Genomic DNA, 17744 nt, shown 5'->3' with positions numbered 1-17744 from the left:
AAACCTCAACGCCTCACTCCGCTGGAACACCCCTCATCCGTCTCGGCGCTGCGCGCCGATCCACCTTCTCCCGCAAGGGGAGAAGGGAAAGGCGCGCTCAATGCGCACTCAATCTTGATGAGGCAGGCTATTGGCGGCCTGGGTCGGCATGACCTAGCCTGCGTTACATCAGCCCCTGGAGAAGAATCCGATGTCCGACCCCGTGACGCGTGTGTCCATCTTGCGATGTGATGCCTCGAAGTTTGCGCAGTTGCGAGAGATGATGCTGGAGGCCGAGGCGGCGCTTCGGCCCGGCATCGAGGCCATGCCGGGTTTGCTCCTCTTCTACGCCGGCGCGGACGAGGCGACATTGTCGCTGATCAATACCAGCGTGTGGGACACGCTGGAGCACGCAAGGCAACTCGATACCTTCCAGCCCATGCTGGACGCTGGAAAGCGATTTGTCGCTGAAGGCGCAAGGTTTGAGCGGCCGATCATGCACTACACCTCGCTGTGGCGGTTTGGCCCGCTCGCGTAAGCCTTGGCGGTAATGGCGCGCGCCTTTCCTTCTCCCCTTGTGGGAGAAGGTGGATCGGCGCGCAGCGCCGAGACGGTTGAGGGGTGTTCCAGCGGAGTGAGGCGTTGGCGTTCCCTGGAGCCCCCTCATCCGTCGCCTTCGGCGACACCTTCTCCCACAGGGGGAGAAGGGAAGAACTTCAGCCATGATCACAAACCGGTGAGCGCTGTAACGAAGCGGCAAGCGGCAGCGAAGTGGGGGAATGACCGGCGCATCTCAGCGCCGTCCCACACGGAGCCAGCCGATGTCGAGAGCCACAACATTCGCCGCATTGTCCAGCCTGGGCGCTCTTGCGCTCGCCGCCTCGTTCAGTGCCGCTGCCGCGCAGCCGCTCAGCGTCGTCGAGCTGTTCACCAGCCAGGGCTGCTCGTCCTGCCCGCCGGCCAACGCCAATCTCATCAAGGTCAAGGACCAGCCCGGCGTGCTGGCGCTGTCCTTCAACGTCACCTACTGGGATTATCTCGGCTGGAAGGACACGTTCGGCAAGCAGGAATTCACCCAGCGCCAGGTTTCCTACGAACCGCCGCTCGGCCATGACGGGCCGTTCACGCCGCAAGTCGTGGTCAACGGCCATGCCGACGTCGTCGGCGCCGCACCCGGCGAGATCGAGCATCTGATCGCGGCGACGGGCAAGACCGGCGGTCCGTCATTGTCGCTCGAGGGCGGCAAGGTCGCGATCGGCGCCGGCGCCGCCCCGGGCGGCAAGGCCGATGTCTGGCTGGTGCGCTATGCCAAGGGCGTCGTGCAGGTGCCGGTGGCGCGCGGCGAAAACACCGGCCGCACGCTGCCGCATGCCAATGTCGTCCATGCGCTGACGAAACTCGGCAGCTGGACCGGCGACGCCACCGCCTATGCGCTGCCCGCCGCGACCGGTGGCTTCAGCACCGCCGTGCTGGTGCAATCGCCGGGCGGCGGACCGATCCTCGCCGCCGCCACCAACTGATTTTTCTTTCCCTTCGCGCGGGGCCGCATGCAGCGGCAACGCATCACCCGGCCCGCTTCCGCGCGCCAAAACCCAAGGAGACTATCATGACCAAGTACCTGACCCTGCCGGCGCTCGCCTTCGCGCTTTCGGCCGCCGTTTTCGTCGCCGGCGCCCGTGCCGACGACACGACCAACGCCATGAAGCCCGCCAACGCGATGGCGACCGATGCCATGAAGCCGGCCGCGGATGCGATGAAGCCCGCGACCGACGCGATGAAGCCTGCCGACCCGATGGCCACCAACGCCATGAAGCCCGCTGCCGATGCGATGAAGCCTGCGGCCGACGCCATGAAGCCGGCGGCTGACGCCATGAAACCGGCGGCTGACGCGATGAAGCCGGCGGCAGATGCCATGGCTCCGGCCAACTAGCGGCGCGTCACAGAGGATTTGACGGGCAGCAAGATGGCTTTCTTCGATGGACCATCGCTGACATTGGGGATTGGCCGGAGCCTCCCAACGTCGTCATCCCAGGGCGAAGCAGGAGCGAAGCTCCGTCGCGGAGACCCTGGGATCCATGCCGCGACCTTGCCACGGGGTGCAGCGGAGCAGAATTCTGCACCGTTGCAACGCTCGTGAGTCGCGGCATGGATCCTCGGGTCTGCGCTGCGTCGCTACTCCTTGCTCCGCCCGTGGATGACGAAGCGATGGATGTTTCCCTCAATCGCCAAGGCATGCGATGCATGAACGCAGGCGACCCGTCAAAATTTCTGTGCAGAGCAACTAGGGCATGCGCCCGGTCGCACGAATGTGAGCCCGTCGCGCAACTCACGGATCGCGCGATCGTAGCTGATCCAATAGACTGATCCCTATGCAAGCCATGAGGAGTGCAATCATGACCGATATCAAGAACCGTTCGACCGGCTTTGTCCGGGGCGCGCTCGCCGCACTTGCCCTGGCAGCCGCTGGCGCCGCCTTCTGGCTGACGCCGGCCGTCTCGGCGGAAGACGCCGTGGTCATCCCGCCGCCGGCGCTGGATGAAAAGGCCGCCCCTGGCAGCGAGACGGCAATATTCGCAGGCGGCTGCTTCTGGGGCGTGCAGGGCGTGTTCCAGCACGTCAAGGGCGTCAGCAAGGCCGTCTCCGGCTATACCGGCGGCGCCAAGGATGACGCAGTCTACGAGACCGTCGGCACCGGCCGCACCGGCCATGCCGAATCCGTCGAGATCACCTACGACCCGTCGAAGGTCACCTACGGCCAACTGCTGCAGGTCTATTTCTCGGTCGCCCACAATCCGACGCAGCTGAACTTCCAGGGTCCGGATTCCGGCACCCAGTACCGCTCGACGATCTTCGCCGAAAACGACGCACAGAAGAAGATCGCGCAGAGCTACATCGACCAGCTCGACAAGGCCAAGCTCTATCCGGCGCCGATCGTCACCACGATCGAGACCGGCAAGACCTTCTACCCGGCCGAGAATTATCACCAGGACTTTCTGACGCTGAACCCGACCTATCCCTACATCGTCTACAACGACCTGCCCAAGGTGGCCAACCTGAAGCAGCTGTTTCCGGCGCTGTACAGCGACAAGCCGGTGCTGGTGCTGTCGGCCAGCAATTGAGTGCGAGAAGGGGCGCGTATCTCGGATACGCGCCCCGGCTGCCCAGCCGGTTACATGGCCTTCATCGCATCGCACGACACGTCGGGGTTCATGTCGGCGAAGGTGCCGGTCGGGTTCTTCTTCCAGGCCCAGACATGCAGCTCATAGAAGGCGCCCAGGCCATAACGGTTGGGCGTGCTGTTGAAGTTGAACAGCTGTCCTTCGAGCGAGGCCGGACCTTTCGATGTGATGTATTCGACGGCCACCAGCTTCTGTGTGCCGTCAGCCATCGGCTCGTACATGACGGCCTCCGGCTTTGCGAGGTCGACGGCGTCGTCCTTCAGGTAGGCCGCGTTGACGTAATGGATGCCCATGGCGCCGCCGGTGATGCCGCTGGCACAGGGGATCGGCGCGTAGCCTTCGGCGGTGGCCATCGCCACATTCTCGAAACGGCTGTTGGCTGCCCGCACCTTCTCATCCAGCGTGCCGGTGCCGTTGGCATTCGCCGCCGTGGCCGCGATCGACAGGATCGACAGGTTGATGAGGTGCTTGGTCCACACATGGATGTTCATTTTCTCTCCTCGTTGTTGATGCGCGGAAGCAGCCGCTCCCGCTGCGAAGTCGATGGCTGTCAGTGGTACCGGGTGAAATCCCAGTAGTTCGGCAGCTCCTCGAGCTCCGGCAGGCCAATGTCGCGTCTCAGATAGTCGTCCTGCGGAGGCAACCGGCGCCGCCTCTTGCGCAATGGTGCGAACAGCAGCGAGGCAAGCCGCCGGAGAACCCGGCCCAGTAACGGGCCTCGTCGGACTGGTCTCGAACCCGCCAACACCTCGCCGAACGGTTCTGCAGGCAAGCGGCCATCGCCGCGAAGGGCAGCTGGATGGTCATTGTCGGGATCAACGGTAAAAGTAAGGGTCAAGGACCCGCACCTCCGTGATCTTGTCGACCGGCAGGGCGTTTTTCTGGGCCGTGCTGCGGATCGCTTCCGGCGAGGGCGCGTCGTAGATGCAGAAGCTCTGCTTCTTGTCGGGCGACACGAAGGATTGCACCCAGGTCACGCCCTTCTCCGCATTGCGCATGATGACACCGCCCAGCGCATCAGCGCCGGCATCGTTCATCGGCACGCTGAGGCCGTTGGGAAATGTGCGTTCAACCACATAGCGAGGCATATCAAGTTCCCTTTTCCATTGTTTCACGCTCGATTTGAGCGCGGCTGGACATTGATCATGCTCGCCGACGGCGCGCATCGGAGCCTTTCCCTATGTTTTGTGGGAAGATTCCCTATAATGGCGGCGTTATGTGTGAAGTCGCACCGGAATGTGTGGAGGGTCACATTTCTGGTCATGGTCCTGGACGCTCGTGGCGGATGTCTGGGGAAACGTCGAAACACAATCCCTGTCCGAGCGTATGACGATGCTTCTGGAACGGCAGACACAGCTGGAGCAGCTGGATGAACTTCTCGCCGAGGCCGCGAATGGCCGCGGCCGCGTGGTGGCGCTATCCGGCGAGGCGGGCGCCGGCAAGTCGGCGCTAGTCGAGGCCTTTACCGGCGCTGCCGGCCAAGGCACGCGCATCTTCCGCAGCGCCTGCGAGGATCTGTCGATCCCCGACCCGCTCGGGCCGCTCTACGATCTCGCCCGCGAGGCGCAATGGGCGATGCCGCAGGCGGTCGCCGCACGCCGGGGAGAACGGCTGCCGCTGTTTTGCGACGCGCTCGATGTCTTCGAGGCGAGAACGGGCGCGACGCTGCTGGTGATCGAGGACCTGCACTGGGCCGATGACGCGACGCTCGACTTCGTCCGCTTTCTCGGCCGGCGCATCGCCAACACCCACATCCTCCTGCTTCTGACGGCGCGCACCGATCGCAGCGAGGGCCAGATGCGCGTGCGCCGGGCGCTGGGTGAAATCCCGGCCGGCAGCGTCGCGCGCATCGACGTGCCGCTGCTCAGCGAAGCGGCGGTGCTGTCGCTTGCAGCCGGCGCCGGCCGGGACGGCGATGCCATCTACCGGGCGTCGGCCGGCAACGCCTTTTTCGTCACCGAACTGTTGAGCGCCGAAAATGAAGCGGCACTGCCGGCCAGCGTGCGCGATGCGGTGCTGGCGCGCGCCGAGCGCCTGTCGGCCGGCGCCCGCGCGATGCTCGACGCGGTGTCGGTGTTTCCCAGGCGCGCCGACGCCTGGGCCTTGACCGGCCTGTGCGGCGTGGCCAGCGCCGGCCAGTTGGCGGAATGCGTCGCCAATGGCTTGCTCGACGATCTCGGCGATGCCTATGCCTTCCGCCACGAGATCGCCCGCCGCGCCATCGAGACGATGCTGACCACCAGCCACAGGCGGGAATTCAACCAGCGTGCTCTGTCGGCGTTGCTCGAAAGGGGTGACATCGCCACCGCGCGGCTGGTCCATCACGCGGTGGAGGCGCACAATCTGGAGACGGTGCGCGAACTGGCGCCGGTCGCCGCCCGCGAGGCCTCCCGCGTCGGCGCCCATCGCGACGCCGCCGGCTATTACGAGGTCGCCCTGCGCCAGGCCGATAGATTGCCTGAAGACGAGCGCGCCGGGCTTTACGAGCAATACGCCTTCGAGTGCCATCTGATCGGCCGCATCGACGAGGCGATCAAGGCGCAGCAACAGGCACGCGCGCTGCAACAGGCCCTGGGCAATGTGCTGAAGGAGGGCGACAGCCTGCGCTGCCTGTCGCGTTTTGCCTATCTGATGGGCGACCGCCAGGCCGCCGACACGTTCGGCGCAGAGGCGGTGGCGCTGCTCGAGACCGCGCCGGCCGGGCCGGAACTGGCCATGGCCTATTCCAACCTCTCGCAGCTGGCGATGCTGGCCGAACGGCTCGACGAGACCTTGTCGCTTGGCGCCAGGGCAATCGAGCTCGCCGAAGCGGCGAACCGGCCGGACATCGTCTGCCACGCGCTCAACAATGTCGGCGCCGCCGAGCAGTGGCTGGATCAGGACAGCGGGCGGCTGCATCTCGCCCGCAGCCTGGAAATAGCGCTTGAGCAGAATTTTCAGGAGCATGCCGCGCGTGCCTTCACCAATTGTGCTTGCGGTGAAATGAATCAGCTGGGCTACAGCCAGGCTCAATCCTTCCTTGATCGGGGCATCGACTATTGCGTCGAGAACGACCTCGCGACCTGGCGCGACTATATGCGCGGCGTGCGGGCGCAATTGCTGCTGCGCCATGGCCGGTGGGACGAAGCCGGCGCCGAAGCGCTCGAAGTCCTCACCGGCACGCATGCCGCCGCCCTTGTGCGCTATCCGGCCCTCGTGGCGCTGTCGCGGCTAAGAGTGCGTCGTGGCGACCCCTCCGCCGAGCCGTTGCTGGTGGAGATGAAGCAATTCCTGGAAAAGGGCGCCGAACTGCAGCGGCTGTTGGCCTACGCGGCGGTGGTTGCCGAGCAGGCCTGGCTCGGGGAGGCGGACAAGGACGAAGCGCTGCGGCTGATCGGCGTTGCCGAGAGCCTGTCGCCGACGCGGGCGGTCTTCGCCGAACTGGCCGGGTGGCGGCAAATGCTGGCGCCCGATATCGACCCTGGCGACATCGCCGGCATGGCCGCGCCCTACCGGATGCTCTTGGCTGGCGACTGGCGCGGAGCAGCCGCGGCCTGGGCGGAACTCGGTGCCCCTTACGAACGCGCCTTGGCGCTTGCCCAGGGCGATGAGGCCGCGCAGCGTGTGGCGCTAGAGATACTTGAAGCGCTCGGGGCCCGGCCGGTCGCCAGCCATGTGCGCGACATTATGCGGCAAAACGGGGTCATCCACATCGCCCGGGGGCCGCGCCGCACCACGCGCGCCAACAGCGCCGGCCTCACCCAGCGCCAGATGGAGGTGCTGCAGCTGATCGAGCGCGGGCTGTCCAACAAGCGCATCGCCGAGCATCTCGCCATCTCGCCCAAGACGGTCGATCACCATGTCTCGGCGGTGCTGGGCAAGCTCGACGCCGTCTCGCGCGGCGAGGCCACGGCGGCAGCGCGTGATTCAGGATTGATTTGAAGTCGCAGGCGCGGGTAGCTGGTTTTGATGGACCTCGTGCCTTGGCGATTGGCGGAAACAGCCATCGCTTCGTCATCCACGGGCGGAGCAAGGAGCGCAGCGACGCAGCGCAGACCCCTGGAGCTGCTCCGCAGCCCAAGGGATCCATGCCGCGACTCCTGAGCGCCGCTACGGTGCAGAATTCTGCTCCGCTGCACCCTTCGATCAACGTCGCGGCATGGATCCCAGAGTCTCCGCGACGGAGCTTCGCTCCTGCTTCGCCCAGGGATGACGATGTTGGGAAGGCTGTCGGCTCAGTCGTAGGTCAGATCCGTTGCCTTCCCGCCGAACACCCGGTAGGCATAGAAGGAATAGAAGATGATGATCGGCAGCACCACCACAGTGCCGGCCAGGATGATGGCCAGGCTTTCGGTCGCCGACGCCGCCTGCCAGATGGTCAATTTATCCGGCACCACATACGGGTAGAACGACCAGGCGAGACCGGCAAAGCCGAGTGCGAAGATGGCGGCCAGCGTCAGGAACGGCGTCAGCGCATGGCGGTCGTCGGGCCTCGGCAGATGGAAGGTCTGCCGCCACAGCCACAGGAACAGCAGGGCCGACAGGATCGGCAGCGGTGAGAGATAGAGCATCTGCGGCCAGACGAACCATTTGTCGAAGATGCGCGGGCTGGCGAAGGGTGTTGCCAGCGACACCGCCGCCATGCCGAGCGCGGTCAACACCAGCGTGGTGCGCAGCCAGCGCACCGCCTTCTTCTGCAGCTCGCCCTCGGTCTTGTAGATCACCCAGGCAGCGCCCATCGCCGCGTAGGCGGCGGCCAGGCAGAACGCCACCAGCACACCGAACGCCATGCCGCCCAGGCCGACATCGAGGCCGAGCACATAGACGCCCAGCATATAGCCTTGCGCCAGCGAGGCGATGACGGAACCCAGGAAGAAGATGCGGTTCCAGCGATGCTTTTTGCCGCTCGGCACCTTGGCGCGGAAATCGAAGGCAACGCCGCGCAGGATCAGGCCGACCAGCAGCACGAAGACCGGAATGTAGAGTGCGGTCAGAATGACGCCATGCGCCATCGGGAACGCGACCAGCAGCAGGCCGACGGCCAGCACCAGCCAGGTCTCGTTGGCATCCCAGAAAGGACCGATCGCCGCGATCATCGTGTCCTGTTCGCTATCCTCGGCCACGGCGAACAGGATGCCGATGCCGAGGTCGAAACCGTCGAGGATGACGTAGATCAGAATGGCGAGCCCCATCAGGCCGGCGAAGATGAGGGGCAGCAGGGTTGGCCAGTCGAAGGTCATTTTCTTACTCCCCGGCCGCTGGCTGCGACATGGCCGTCTTCATAACGCCTGGCAGCGGCGACGTGTCGCCATCCTTGGCCGCCTTCAGCGCCAGATGCACCAGCACGCCGAGATAGGCGATCAGCAACAGCACATAGAGAATGAGATAGACGGCGAGCGTCAGCGCGACGTGGCCGCCGGCCACCGGACCGACGGCGTCGGCGGTTTTCAGCACGCCCGTCACCAGCCAGGGCTGACGGCCGATCTCGGTCGTGTACCAGCCGGCCAGCGTCGCCAGCCAGCCCGACAGCGCCATCGGCACCATCAGCATGGCGAGCGGCTTTGGCAGGCTGTGCCGACGCTTGAGGAAGAAGGCGGCGGACCAGGAGACGGCGAGCATCAACAGCCCGGTGCCGACCATGACGCGGAAACTCCAGAACAGCGGAAAGACAGGCGGATGGTTGCCGGGATAGGCGTCCAAGCCGGGCACCACGCCGCTGGTCGAGTGCCGCAGCACCAGGCTGGCGCCGTCGGGGATGGCGATCTCGAATTTGTTCTCCTTCGCCGCCTCATCGGGCAGCGCGAACAGTACCAGCGGCACGTTGGGGCCGGTGGTCCAGTTGGCCTCCATGGCGGCGATCTTCTGCGGTTGGTGTTGCAGCGTGTTCAACCCATGCTGGTCGCCGGCGAAGATCTGGATCGGGATCAGGATCGCCGCGGTGAAGACACCGGTGCGCAGCGCCTTCCACATCGATTCCGAGCGGTCGCCGCTGAGGTAGCGCAGCGCCGACAGGCCGGCGATGAGGAACGACACCGTCAGGCCGGAGGCGAGCAGCATGTGGACGAGGCGGTAGGGCATGGACGGGTTGAACACGACGGCCCACCAGTCGACGGCATGCGCCTTGCCGTCGATCATCTCGAAGCCGGCCGGCGTCTGCATCCAGGAATTCAGCGCGATGATCCAGAAGGCGGACAGCGTGGTGCCGCCGGCGACCAGCACCGTTGCCAGCGTGTGGACGCGATTGGAGACGCGGCGGAAGCCGAACAGCATGATGCCGAGGAAGGCCGCTTCGAGGAAGAAGGCGGTGAGGATCTCGTAGGCCAGCAGCGGCCCGGCGATGTTGCCAACCTTTTCCATATAGCCCGGCCAGTTGGTGCCGAACTGGAAGCTCATGGTGACGCCGGAGACGACGCCCATGGCGAAGGACAGCGCGAACACCTTCACCCAGGTGAAATAGGCGCGCATCCAGGCGGAATCATTGGTCGCATTGTAGCGCAGCTTGAAGAACAGCAGCACCCAGCCAAGTGCAATGGTGATTGTCGGAAACAGAATATGGAACGAAATATTCGCGCCGAACTGGATGCGCGACAGTATGAGCGGGTCCATGGCGGGCTCCGGCTGCTGAAAGTACTGGCGGAGAGTAGGCCCGAAGCGGGTTCAGGTCAAAGCGGCGTCCTGCCGCGAGGCTGAAGGCCGCAGGACAATTTTACCGGTTCATGTGGCGCTTAATCGCTGTTCTCCGGTACAGCGCCAAGCGCATCCGCGAATTTGCGCATCAGGCGCACCAGCTCTTCGATGTCACGCGCCTCCCAGGTCTCGAAAATGGCGCGGCCGATTTTTTCGCGCGCCGCATCGACGAGGTCGGTCATCGCCTTGCCCTTCGGGCTGATCACGGCCTCGCGCACGCGCCGGTCGGCGGCGCTGGCCTGGCGTTGCACCAGGCCGAGGCTCTCCAGCTTGGCGACCTGGCGGCTGACGGTCGTGTAGTCACGGCCGACGCGATCGGCCATCTCGACAACGCCGATCGGCCCGAACCGCTCGATGCCGACAAGCAGCGGAAACAGCGCCCGATCGAGCGGAATGCCGGCCGCCTTAATCAGCAACTCGTCGCGCTGCGGGCGGTTCATTACGCCGACAATATCGAGCACCGCCCCATGAATCTGCCGCAGCTGATCGGAGATAGGTGTATTTTGCACATTTTTCATTGACGACATGCCGCGACTCCTTATATGTGCATTATACACATAATCTGGAAGCCAGAAAGGTAACCCATCATGAAAGCCGCAATTGTTTCGAGCGCCGGGCAGGCGCCCATCTACGGTGATTTCTCCTAACCGGTGCAGGCACCGGGCGAAAACCGCGTCACGGTCATCGCCGCCGCCATCAGCCATGTCGTCAAAAGCCGCGCCTCGGGCGCGCACTATAGCTCGTCCGGCCAGTTCCCCTTCGTCGTCGGCATCGATGGCGTCGGCCGGCTCGAGGACGGCAGCAAGGTCTATTTCGCGCTGCCCAGGGCGCCCAATGGCAGCATGGCGGAGCGGACCGTCGTGGCGTCAGCGCATTGCGTGGCGCTGCCCGACGGGCTGGACGACATCACCGCCGCCGCCATCGCCAATCCCGGCATGTCGTCATGGGCCGCTTTCACCGAGCGGGCGAAGCTCAAGCCAGGCGAAACCGTGCTGGTCAATGGCGCCACCGGCACGGCGGGTCGCCTCGCCGTCCAGATCGCCAGGCATCTCGGTGCCAAGCAGATCATCGCCACCGCCCGCAACACAGCTGCACTCGATGCGGTTACGGCGCTCGGCGCGGATGTGACGATCCCGCTGATCGAGGACGGGGCGGCCCTGGAAGAAAGCTTCAAGCGGCAGTTCAAGGAAGGCGTGGATGTCGTCATCGACTATCTCTGGGGCAACAGTGCCGAGCACCTGCTGATCGCCGCCGCCAAGGCCAGCCCAGATGCCGTACCGGTCCGCTTCGTCCAGATCGGCGCCGTCAGTGGCTCTGACATCACCTTGCCGGGCGCGGTTCTGCGCTCGTCCGCGATTGCCCTGATGGGCAGCGGCATCGGCAGCGTGCCGCTCGACCGCTTCATAGCCTGCACCGGCGATCTGCTGCGCGCCGTGGTGCCGGCCGGCCTCAAAATCGCCACCACGCCGGTTCCGCTGACCGAAGTGGAACAGGCATGGGCCAAGGATGACAGCACAAGGCGCACCGTGTTCACGCTGGGCTAAAGCAATGGCCGTCCCCGCACTGGCTGTCCAGAACTGTCAGCAGCGCCATTGACTTCCGGTTGCGCGCACCGACATTCGGCCTATATCAGGGAACCTCTTTCAGGCAGCCGTTTTCAGCCCATGCCCTCCATTCTGTCCATTTCCGGGGTCTCCAAGACCTACGCCACCGGTTTCACAGCGCTCAAGGAAGTCAATCTCGACATCCAGCGCGGCGAGATCTTCGCGCTGCTTGGGCCGAACGGCGCCGGCAAGACGACGCTGATCTCGATCGTCTGCGGCATCGTCAACCGCTCGACCGGCACCGTCACCGTCGATGGTCACGACATCTCCAAGGACTACCGCGCCGCGCGCAGCCTGATCGGCCTGGTGCCGCAGGAGCTGACCATCGACGCTTTCGAGAGCGTCTGGGCGACGGTCAATTACAGCCGCGGCCTGTTCGGCAAGCCGGCTAATCATGGCTTCGTCGAGAAGGTGCTGCGCGACCTCTCGCTGTGGGACAAGAAGGACGCCAAGGCGATCACGCTGTCGGGCGGCATGAAGCGCAGGCTGATGATCGCCAAGGCGCTGTCGCATGAGCCGCGCATCCTGTTCCTCGACGAGCCGACCGCCGGCGTCGACGTCGAGCTGCGCCAGGATATGTGGGAGATGGTGCGCCGGTTGCGCGAGGATGGCGTCACCATCATCCTCACCACCCACTATATCGAGGAAGCCGAGGCGATGGCCGACCGCGTCGGCGTCATCAACCGCGGCGAAATCATCCTGGTCGAGAACAAGGCCGAGTTGATGCGCAAGCTCGGCCGCAAGCGGCTGGTGCTGGAACTGCGCAATCCGCTGACGGCCATCCCGGAGGCCCTTTCGCACTACGCACTCGAGCTGTCGCCGGATGGCGGGCAGCTGACCTACACCTATGACAACCAGGCCGAGCGACCGGGCGTCGCCTCGCTGATCCGCGATCTCGAGGCCGGCGGCATCCAGTTCCGCGACATCGACACGCAAAACAGCTCGCTTGAGGAGATCTTCGTCAACCTGGTGAGGAAAGACGCATGAACCTGCGCGCAGTCTGGGCGATCTACCGGATGGAGATGGCACGTGCCTTCCGCACCGTGCTGCAGAGCATCGTCTCGCCGGTCATTTCGACATCGTTGTATTTCGTCGTCTTCGGCTCGGCCATCGGCTCGCGCATCACCGAGATCGACGGCATCAGCTACGGCGCCTTCATCGTGCCGGGGCTGATCATGCTGTCGCTCTTGACGCAGTCGATCTCCAACGCCTCCTTCGCCATCTATTTCCCGAAATTCGTCGGCTCGATCTACGAGCTTCTCTCGGCGCCGGTGTCCTATCTGGAGATCGTCATCGCCTATGTCGGCGGTGCCGCGACCAAGTCGATCATCCTCGGCCTGATCATCCTCGCCACCGCCTCGCTGTTCGTGCCGCTCACCATCCTGCATCCGTTCTGGATGGTCGCCTTCCTGGTGCTGACGGCGGTGACCTTCAGTCTGTTCGGCTTCATCATCGGCATCTGGGCGAAGAGTTTCGAGCAGCTGCAGCTGGTGCCGCTGCTGATCATCACGCCGCTGACTTTCCTCGGCGGCAGCTTCTATTCGATCCACATGCTGCCAGGCATCTGGAAGACGATCACGCTGTTCAATCCGGTCGTGTATCTGATCAGCGGCTTCCGCTGGAGTTTCTACGGCAAGGCCGACGTCTCGGTCGGCATCAGCCTCGGCATGACGCTGGTCTTCCTGGCCGTCTGCATCGCCATCGTCGCCTGGATTTTCAGGACGGGCTACCGGCTGCGGAACTGACGCGGCTGGTCTTTGGCGATAGCGTGCATGGCAGTTTGGCGCATGCATTGTCTTATGCTGCGCTGGTCGCCCCCCACTCCGTCTCGGCTTCGCCGAGGCACCTGCCGGGGCGAGCCATGGGTCTCACCCGTCCTTCGGACCCCCCGATCGACCGGGTAGAGGAAAGGCGCCAGGCTTTCTGCCGTCTACGCCCGTCCAGCAACGCTCCCTTCCTTCCCTCCGGAGGGGGAAGGTGGCCCTGCGAAGCAGCGACGGATTGGGGGAACCAAGTGGCAATCAAGCCTCGCGTAGATCAGTCACGCCAATCAAGGAAGTGTGCATAGGCGTAGACGGGAGTGGGGGCGAGGAACCCAAGTCCTGTAGAGCTCAAATCGCCTTGACCAGCCGCAGCAGTCCCAGCATCTCGATATAGGTCCCCTTGCGGAAGGCGATGTAGACCGGCTCTTCCACGCCGTGGAAGCGGCGCTTGAAGGCCGCCTGGCCCTGCAGGTTGAACCGCCGGCGGTTGACCCAGGGCGAAGAGTAGGCGCGCTGGAAAGCGTTGCGCCAGAAATCGCTTTCGGCAAATCCGCTGGGGGTCACGTCGACGAGCGGCGACAGGCCGAGCGTGACCACCGAGATGCCTTCTTCGCGAAACCGGTCGACGGCGAATTTGGTCAGGCCGATCTCGGCGTGCGGCGAGGCATCGATGTGCTTGCGCTTGAAGGCGGTGGTGTAGCCGATAACCTTGCCGTCGCGAAACAACGGATCGAAATCGAGCAGCGCGATCAGCTCGCCATTGGGACCATGCAGGACGAAGCGGCGCATGTCGGTGCCGAGTTGATCGTAGAACGGGCGGTTGAGAAAGCCCATTTCCCAGCGTTTGACGATGCGGTCGCCGCGCCAGTTCTCCGACAGCCGGGCGATCTCGTCGAGGAACACCGTCCGCTTGTCTTCTTCGAACGAGAAGCCCTTCTTCAAGAGCCAGCGCTCGGAATAGCGCACGGTCTCGTTGCGCTTGCCGGAAAAATCATGCTCGGGCAGGGGGAGTCTTGTGTCGATCCCCAGCCGGTTGACCTTGTAGCCGAGCCCGGCCAGCACGCGCGCGGTGTCCTCGCCGATCTGCACGAACCACGGGTCGCCGGCGGTCTCGACGAAGCGCCTGATATAGTCGGGCCGCCGGGCCGGCGCCGCCACCGGGTCACCGAGCGCGAAATGATGTTTCATCTTGGTGCCGAAGGCGATGTAGCCGTCGGTGTCGCCGAAATAGGACAGCTTGTGCTGTACGGCACTGGAATAGGCGAGCGAGAAGTCGCCATGGCGGCGGACAATCGCCAGGCGTTCGACATGCGTCAGCGCCTGGCGCTCGACCTTGGGCGAGGCGCCCTCGAGGATTTTGTCGAAGTAGATCCGCAAGGAGGGCATGGTCGAGATTCCGCGTGCCGTCTGTGGCGCGACGTGCCTTTCGACACGCTGGACGCGCCACGGCGCCTTGATTTTTCGCGGGAAGCCGAAATCGCTGCGGTTTCGAATTCCTGCGTCGGTAACGAGATCCGCCAGCCCCCGGAACTCGAATCAATCACATTGCCGCGACCTGATTATCGCCGATGCCGCCGATATGCCATATAGGGCTGCATGGTTTCCGACAGAAGCGGATAATCCGCTGCATGTCGTTGTTTTGGCCGCATTTCCGCGATGAGAGTTGTTTGCGCCTGGCGGCGGAATGCTCTGGAGCGCAAGCGGCTCGGCACAGGCCTCGGCAATCGGCACCGATCTGCTGTATGGGTTTGCGCGCGATCAAACGGTTACAGCGTCCTGCGAGCCTGTCGGGATGCTGGGGTGGTTGAATGGGTTTTAAGAGTGAATGGCTGATACGACGACCGGACCGATGATGGAGCAGATGGTGGCAGTCGAGCCGGCGATCGTCATTGGCGCCGGCGCCGCCGGACTGGCTGTCGCGCAGGCTTTGATCAAGGCCGGCGTGCCGGTGGCGATCCTGGAAAAGGAGAGCCGGCTGGCCGAGCCCTGGCATCGGCGGCACCAGCAACTGCATCTCAACACCCATCGCGATCTCTCGGCGCTGCCCGGCCTTTCCTTTCCCGTGGATACGCCGGCCTTTCCGCACCGCAACGTCGTTATCCGCCATATGAACGATTTCCGCGACGCGAACCGGCTGCCGGTGGAGTTCGGCGTCGCCGTCGAGACCCTCGTGTTCCGGGGCGACCATTGGGCCGTGCGCACCAGCGCCGGCTCGCGCCTGGCGCGTCATGTCATCGTCGCCACCGGCCGCGACAAGGAACCCTTCACGCCGCAGTGGAAGGGCATGGAGGCCTTCTCGGGCCGGATCATCCATTCGGCGGATTTTGGCGACGCCAAGGCCTATGCCGGCAAGAAGGTGCTGGTCGTCGGCGCCGGCAATTCGGGCTTCGATGCCCTCAATCATCTGGCTGGCGTGGATGTGGCGGCTCTCTGGCTGTCGGCCCGCAATGGCCCAGCCCTGCTGCCCAAGCGCATCGGCAAGATCGCCGTGCATAGGCTCTCGCCGCTCATGGCGCGTTTGCCGCTGCGCGTCGCCGATGCGGTGATCGCCGCGACGCAGCGCCTGGTTTTCGGCGATCTCACCAAATTCGGCATGCCGCCCGCGCCGTCGGGCGGCGCCAGCCGCCTGACCACCGACTACACCGCGATCGCCGCGGATGACGGCGCCGTCGACGCCATCAAATCGGGCAAGATCACCGTGGTACCGGCGATACGGGAATTCACCCGCGATGGCGTGATCCTGGCCAATGGCAGCCTGATCGATCCCGACATCGTCATTGCCGCGACGGGCTACCGCACCGGGCTGGAGCGCATGGTCGGCAATCTCGGCGTGCTCGACAGCAAGGGCGTCCCGCTCTTCAATGGCGGTGTCGCCGACCCGAAACTGCCCGGCCTGTGGTTCACCGGCATGCGGCCGAGCATTCGCGGCTGCTTTGCCAATGCCGCCATCTTGGGCAAGGCGATCGCCAGGCGGATCGCCGGTGCCGGCCGCCAGCGAGCTGGCGCTTCACGCTGATTTGATCGCGGAGGCGGGCGACAAGCATATGGTCGCTTTTGACACTTTATATGCCATGTTATATAACATGTTACGAATTATCGCGGAAATGACGATGGAAGACGTTATCCGATCGCTTGGCTATCTCTGCCTCGGCAGCCGGCTGAAGCGCATTGGCGAGCAGTTGCAGGCCGATGCGCAACAGCTGCTCGACGGCCTGGAGGTTCCGCTTCAGTCGAGCCAGTACCCCCTGCTGGCCGCTCTTGACAGGCTCGGCCCCCTGGCCATCGGCGAACTGGCGCAATCGCTCGGGCTGACACAGCCGGGCGTGACACGGAGCGTGGCGCTTCTGGTCGAGCTGGGGCTGGTCGAAACCATTCAGTCACAAGATGACCAGCGGCGGCGGATGGTCTCGCTGACCGGCAAGGGCCGGCGCCTGGTCGATGTGGCGAAACGGGATGTGTGGCCACGCATCGAAAACGCCGTCGCGGATCTGTGCCGGGATCTTTCTGGGCCGCTTCTCGATCAACTCGCAGCCATCGAGGAGGGGTTGGCCACGGCTCCGCTCGATCGTCGTGTCAAAAAGGGTATCGGCCAATGAAACATGTCCTCGACCGGCCCGTCTGGAGCGCGCTGGCGACGCGCCATCAAGCCCTCGCGCAAGGTGGCGAGCTCGCCAGGCGCTATTCGCCGTCATTCGCCCTTTTTGCCGCCACCGCCGCCGACGATGCCGAAAGCTTGCAGGCCTTCGCGGACCTTGTCGGCCCCGGTGACAGCGTCATCATGGCCCAGGCCGACCCCATTGCCCTTCCGGCCGGCCTCTCGGCAATCTCGACCGCCGCCGCCGTGCAGATGGTTGCCGAGGCGCCGTTACAGGTGGTGTCGGACGAGCGCGTGCAACGCCTGACGCAAGACGACGTGGCGGAAATGGTGGCCCTGGCGTCGCTCACCAAGCCCGGCCCATTCACGTCTGGAGCCTTGAGCCTTGGCGACTTCTGGGGCGTGAAGGCCGGCGGACAGCTGGTGGCGATGGCCGGCGAGCGCATGAAACAGCCCGGCTACAGCGAGCTCAGCGGCGTCTGCTCGCATCCGGATGTCCGCGGCGGCGGCCTCGGCCGGCTCTTGTCCCTGTTCGTGGCCAACCAGATTTTCGCACGCGGCGAGGTACCCTACCTGCACGCCTACGCCACCAACGCCGGCGCGATAAAGTTGTACGAATCCATCGGCTTCAAATTGCGAATCACGATCAATGTGGCTGTTGTCCAACGTCCTGGATAGCGGCTGGAAACGGCTCTTCCATCTCAGGCCGATTTCGGCTCCAGACGGCGGAAACCGACGGCGTCCGTCAGCATCTCCTCGTCGACCATTCCGGCATTGTGGAGCGCGAGCAAGGTCAGGGCGATTTCGCGCGCTTGCGGCGAATCGGGGCGGGCTTCGCGCTTGAGGCAGGCTTCGTCAAAGACGCGCTGCAGCCTGGCGATATCGGCGGGCTTGAGCAGGCCACGATCATAGACGGACTTCGACATGGCGGTCTCCTGAAGGAGGAGTTAGGGCGCCA

General features: G+C 64.6%; 18 protein-coding genes. 11 read left to right on the top strand and 7 right to left on the bottom strand.

The features are described 5' to 3' along the window. The first annotated feature begins 190 nt into the window (after positions 1-190). The 4 genes from JN279_RS04360 to msrA all read left to right on the top strand — a co-directional run bounded on the left by JN279_RS04360 (position 191) and on the right by msrA (position 3098). The gene (locus JN279_RS04360) at positions 191-517 is read left to right on the top strand and encodes a hypothetical protein (RefSeq protein WP_202352095.1); all 327 of its coding nucleotides are present in this window, start codon (positions 191-193) and stop codon (positions 515-517) included. Positions 518-800: 283 nt separating this feature from the next. Further along, positions 801-1499, top strand: coding sequence for a DUF1223 domain-containing protein (locus tag JN279_RS04355; RefSeq protein WP_202352094.1), 699 nt, complete (start codon positions 801-803; stop codon positions 1497-1499). Positions 1500-1585: 86 nt separating this feature from the next. Then, complete coding sequence (locus JN279_RS04350) at positions 1586-1909, top strand: hypothetical protein (protein ID WP_202352093.1); 324 nt, start codon at positions 1586-1588, stop codon at positions 1907-1909. 463 nt (positions 1910-2372) lie between these two features. Beyond that, on the top strand, positions 2373-3098 hold the full coding sequence (gene msrA, locus JN279_RS04345) for a peptide-methionine (S)-S-oxide reductase MsrA (RefSeq protein WP_202352092.1): 726 nt from the start codon (positions 2373-2375) through the stop codon (positions 3096-3098). A 50-nt stretch (positions 3099-3148) separates the two neighbouring features. Here the strand turns inward: msrA and JN279_RS04340 are convergent, their stop codons facing one another. Then, positions 3149-3649: a hypothetical protein gene (locus JN279_RS04340; protein ID WP_202352091.1), complete on the bottom strand. Its 501-nt coding sequence runs from the start codon at positions 3647-3649 to the stop codon at positions 3149-3151. A 324-nt stretch (positions 3650-3973) separates the two neighbouring features. Beyond that, positions 3974-4324 carry a DUF4242 domain-containing protein gene (locus JN279_RS04330; protein WP_244661913.1) on the bottom strand — a complete coding sequence of 117 codons (351 nt, stop codon included), beginning with the start codon at positions 4322-4324 and terminating at the stop codon, positions 3974-3976. A 166-nt stretch (positions 4325-4490) separates the two neighbouring features. Between JN279_RS04330 and JN279_RS04325 the strand changes: the two genes are divergently transcribed. Further along, positions 4491-7079 carry a helix-turn-helix transcriptional regulator gene (locus tag JN279_RS04325; protein WP_202353639.1) on the top strand — a complete coding sequence of 863 codons (2589 nt, stop codon included), beginning with the start codon at positions 4491-4493 and terminating at the stop codon, positions 7077-7079. Between the two features lie 293 nt (positions 7080-7372). Here the strand turns inward: JN279_RS04325 and JN279_RS04320 are convergent, their stop codons facing one another. The 3 genes from JN279_RS04320 to JN279_RS04310 all read right to left on the bottom strand — a co-directional run bounded on the left by JN279_RS04320 (position 7373) and on the right by JN279_RS04310 (position 10351). Further along, entirely contained in the window at positions 7373-8377 is a 1005-nt protein-coding gene (locus JN279_RS04320) for a cytochrome d ubiquinol oxidase subunit II (protein WP_202352089.1), read from the bottom strand. 4 nt (positions 8378-8381) lie between these two features. Continuing rightward, on the bottom strand, positions 8382-9743 hold the full coding sequence (locus JN279_RS04315; RefSeq protein WP_096452046.1) for a cytochrome ubiquinol oxidase subunit I: 1362 nt from the start codon (positions 9741-9743) through the stop codon (positions 8382-8384). Positions 9744-9862: 119 nt separating this feature from the next. Next, a complete protein-coding gene (locus tag JN279_RS04310) occupies positions 9863-10351 on the bottom strand; it encodes a MarR family winged helix-turn-helix transcriptional regulator (protein ID WP_096452048.1) in 489 nt (162 codons plus the stop codon). Positions 10352-10474: 123 nt separating this feature from the next. On the opposite strand from JN279_RS04310, the gene JN279_RS04305 reads away from it, so the two are divergent. The 3 genes from JN279_RS04305 (at position 10475) to JN279_RS04295 (ending at position 13173) form a co-directional block, all read left to right on the top strand. Continuing rightward, the gene (locus JN279_RS04305; RefSeq protein ID WP_244734406.1) at positions 10475-11368 is read left to right on the top strand and encodes a quinone oxidoreductase family protein; all 894 of its coding nucleotides are present in this window, start codon (positions 10475-10477) and stop codon (positions 11366-11368) included. A 120-nt stretch (positions 11369-11488) separates the two neighbouring features. Further along, complete coding sequence (locus tag JN279_RS04300; RefSeq protein WP_202352088.1) at positions 11489-12415, top strand: ABC transporter ATP-binding protein; 927 nt, start codon at positions 11489-11491, stop codon at positions 12413-12415. Further along, the gene (locus tag JN279_RS04295) at positions 12412-13173 is read left to right on the top strand and encodes an ABC transporter permease (RefSeq protein WP_096452054.1); all 762 of its coding nucleotides are present in this window, start codon (positions 12412-12414) and stop codon (positions 13171-13173) included. The genes JN279_RS04300 and JN279_RS04295 overlap by 4 nt, the downstream gene beginning before the upstream one ends. A gap of 366 nt (positions 13174-13539) precedes the next feature. Here JN279_RS04295 and JN279_RS04290 read toward each other — a convergent pair whose 3' ends face one another. Next, positions 13540-14577, bottom strand: a complete 1038-nt coding sequence (locus JN279_RS04290; protein ID WP_202352087.1) for a phosphatidylglycerol lysyltransferase domain-containing protein — start codon at positions 14575-14577, stop codon at positions 13540-13542. A 439-nt stretch (positions 14578-15016) separates the two neighbouring features. Here JN279_RS04290 and JN279_RS04285 point away from each other — a divergent pair, with 439 nt between their 5' ends. From JN279_RS04285 to JN279_RS04275, 3 genes are all read left to right on the top strand, one after another. Beyond that, a complete protein-coding gene (locus tag JN279_RS04285) occupies positions 15017-16207 on the top strand; it encodes a flavin-containing monooxygenase (protein ID WP_202352086.1) in 1191 nt (396 codons plus the stop codon). 94 nt (positions 16208-16301) lie between these two features. Then, positions 16302-16787 carry a MarR family winged helix-turn-helix transcriptional regulator gene (locus tag JN279_RS04280; RefSeq protein ID WP_202353638.1) on the top strand — a complete coding sequence of 162 codons (486 nt, stop codon included), beginning with the start codon at positions 16302-16304 and terminating at the stop codon, positions 16785-16787. After that, entirely contained in the window at positions 16784-17464 is a 681-nt protein-coding gene (locus tag JN279_RS04275) for a GNAT family N-acetyltransferase (RefSeq protein WP_202352085.1), read from the top strand. Before JN279_RS04280 ends, JN279_RS04275 begins: the two co-directional genes overlap by 4 nt. Positions 17465-17487: 23 nt before the next feature. Here the strand turns inward: JN279_RS04275 and JN279_RS04270 are convergent, their stop codons facing one another. Beyond that, positions 17488-17712: a hypothetical protein gene (locus tag JN279_RS04270; protein ID WP_202352084.1), complete on the bottom strand. Its 225-nt coding sequence runs from the start codon at positions 17710-17712 to the stop codon at positions 17488-17490. Positions 17713-17744: the final 32 nt, after the last annotated feature.

This window comes from Mesorhizobium sp. 113-1-2 (assembly GCF_016756475.1).
GTDB lineage: Bacteria > Pseudomonadota > Alphaproteobacteria > Rhizobiales > Rhizobiaceae > Mesorhizobium > Mesorhizobium loti_C.
This window is presented reverse-complemented; position numbering and strand designations above follow the sequence as displayed.

Excerpts from the sequence above, each read along its gene's own strand:
- JN279_RS04360 (WP_202352095.1), top strand. The coding sequence starts at position 191 with ATGTCCGACCCCGTGACGCGTGTGTCCATCTTGCGATGTGATGCCTCG.
- JN279_RS04355 (WP_202352094.1), top strand. The coding sequence starts at position 801 with ATGTCGAGAGCCACAACATTCGCCGCATTGTCCAGCCTGGGCGCTCTT.
- JN279_RS04350 (WP_202352093.1), top strand. The coding sequence starts at position 1,586 with ATGACCAAGTACCTGACCCTGCCGGCGCTCGCCTTCGCGCTTTCGGCC.
- msrA (WP_202352092.1), top strand. The coding sequence starts at position 2,373 with ATGACCGATATCAAGAACCGTTCGACCGGCTTTGTCCGGGGCGCGCTC.
- JN279_RS04340 (WP_202352091.1), bottom strand. The coding sequence starts at position 3,649 with ATGAACATCCATGTGTGGACCAAGCACCTCATCAACCTGTCGATCCTG.
- JN279_RS04330 (WP_244661913.1), bottom strand. The coding sequence starts at position 4,324 with ATGCGCGCCGTCGGCGAGCATGATCAATGTCCAGCCGCGCTCAAATCG.
- JN279_RS04325 (WP_202353639.1), top strand. The coding sequence starts at position 4,491 with ATGCTTCTGGAACGGCAGACACAGCTGGAGCAGCTGGATGAACTTCTC.
- JN279_RS04320 (WP_202352089.1), bottom strand. The coding sequence starts at position 8,377 with ATGACCTTCGACTGGCCAACCCTGCTGCCCCTCATCTTCGCCGGCCTG.
- JN279_RS04315 (WP_096452046.1), bottom strand. The coding sequence starts at position 9,743 with ATGGACCCGCTCATACTGTCGCGCATCCAGTTCGGCGCGAATATTTCG.
- JN279_RS04310 (WP_096452048.1), bottom strand. The coding sequence starts at position 10,351 with ATGTCGTCAATGAAAAATGTGCAAAATACACCTATCTCCGATCAGCTG.
- JN279_RS04300 (WP_202352088.1), top strand. The coding sequence starts at position 11,489 with ATGCCCTCCATTCTGTCCATTTCCGGGGTCTCCAAGACCTACGCCACC.
- JN279_RS04295 (WP_096452054.1), top strand. The coding sequence starts at position 12,412 with ATGAACCTGCGCGCAGTCTGGGCGATCTACCGGATGGAGATGGCACGT.
- JN279_RS04290 (WP_202352087.1), bottom strand. The coding sequence starts at position 14,577 with ATGCCCTCCTTGCGGATCTACTTCGACAAAATCCTCGAGGGCGCCTCG.
- JN279_RS04285 (WP_202352086.1), top strand. The coding sequence starts at position 15,017 with ATGGCTGATACGACGACCGGACCGATGATGGAGCAGATGGTGGCAGTC.
- JN279_RS04280 (WP_202353638.1), top strand. The coding sequence starts at position 16,302 with ATGGAAGACGTTATCCGATCGCTTGGCTATCTCTGCCTCGGCAGCCGG.
- JN279_RS04275 (WP_202352085.1), top strand. The coding sequence starts at position 16,784 with ATGAAACATGTCCTCGACCGGCCCGTCTGGAGCGCGCTGGCGACGCGC.
- JN279_RS04270 (WP_202352084.1), bottom strand. The coding sequence starts at position 17,712 with ATGTCGAAGTCCGTCTATGATCGTGGCCTGCTCAAGCCCGCCGATATC.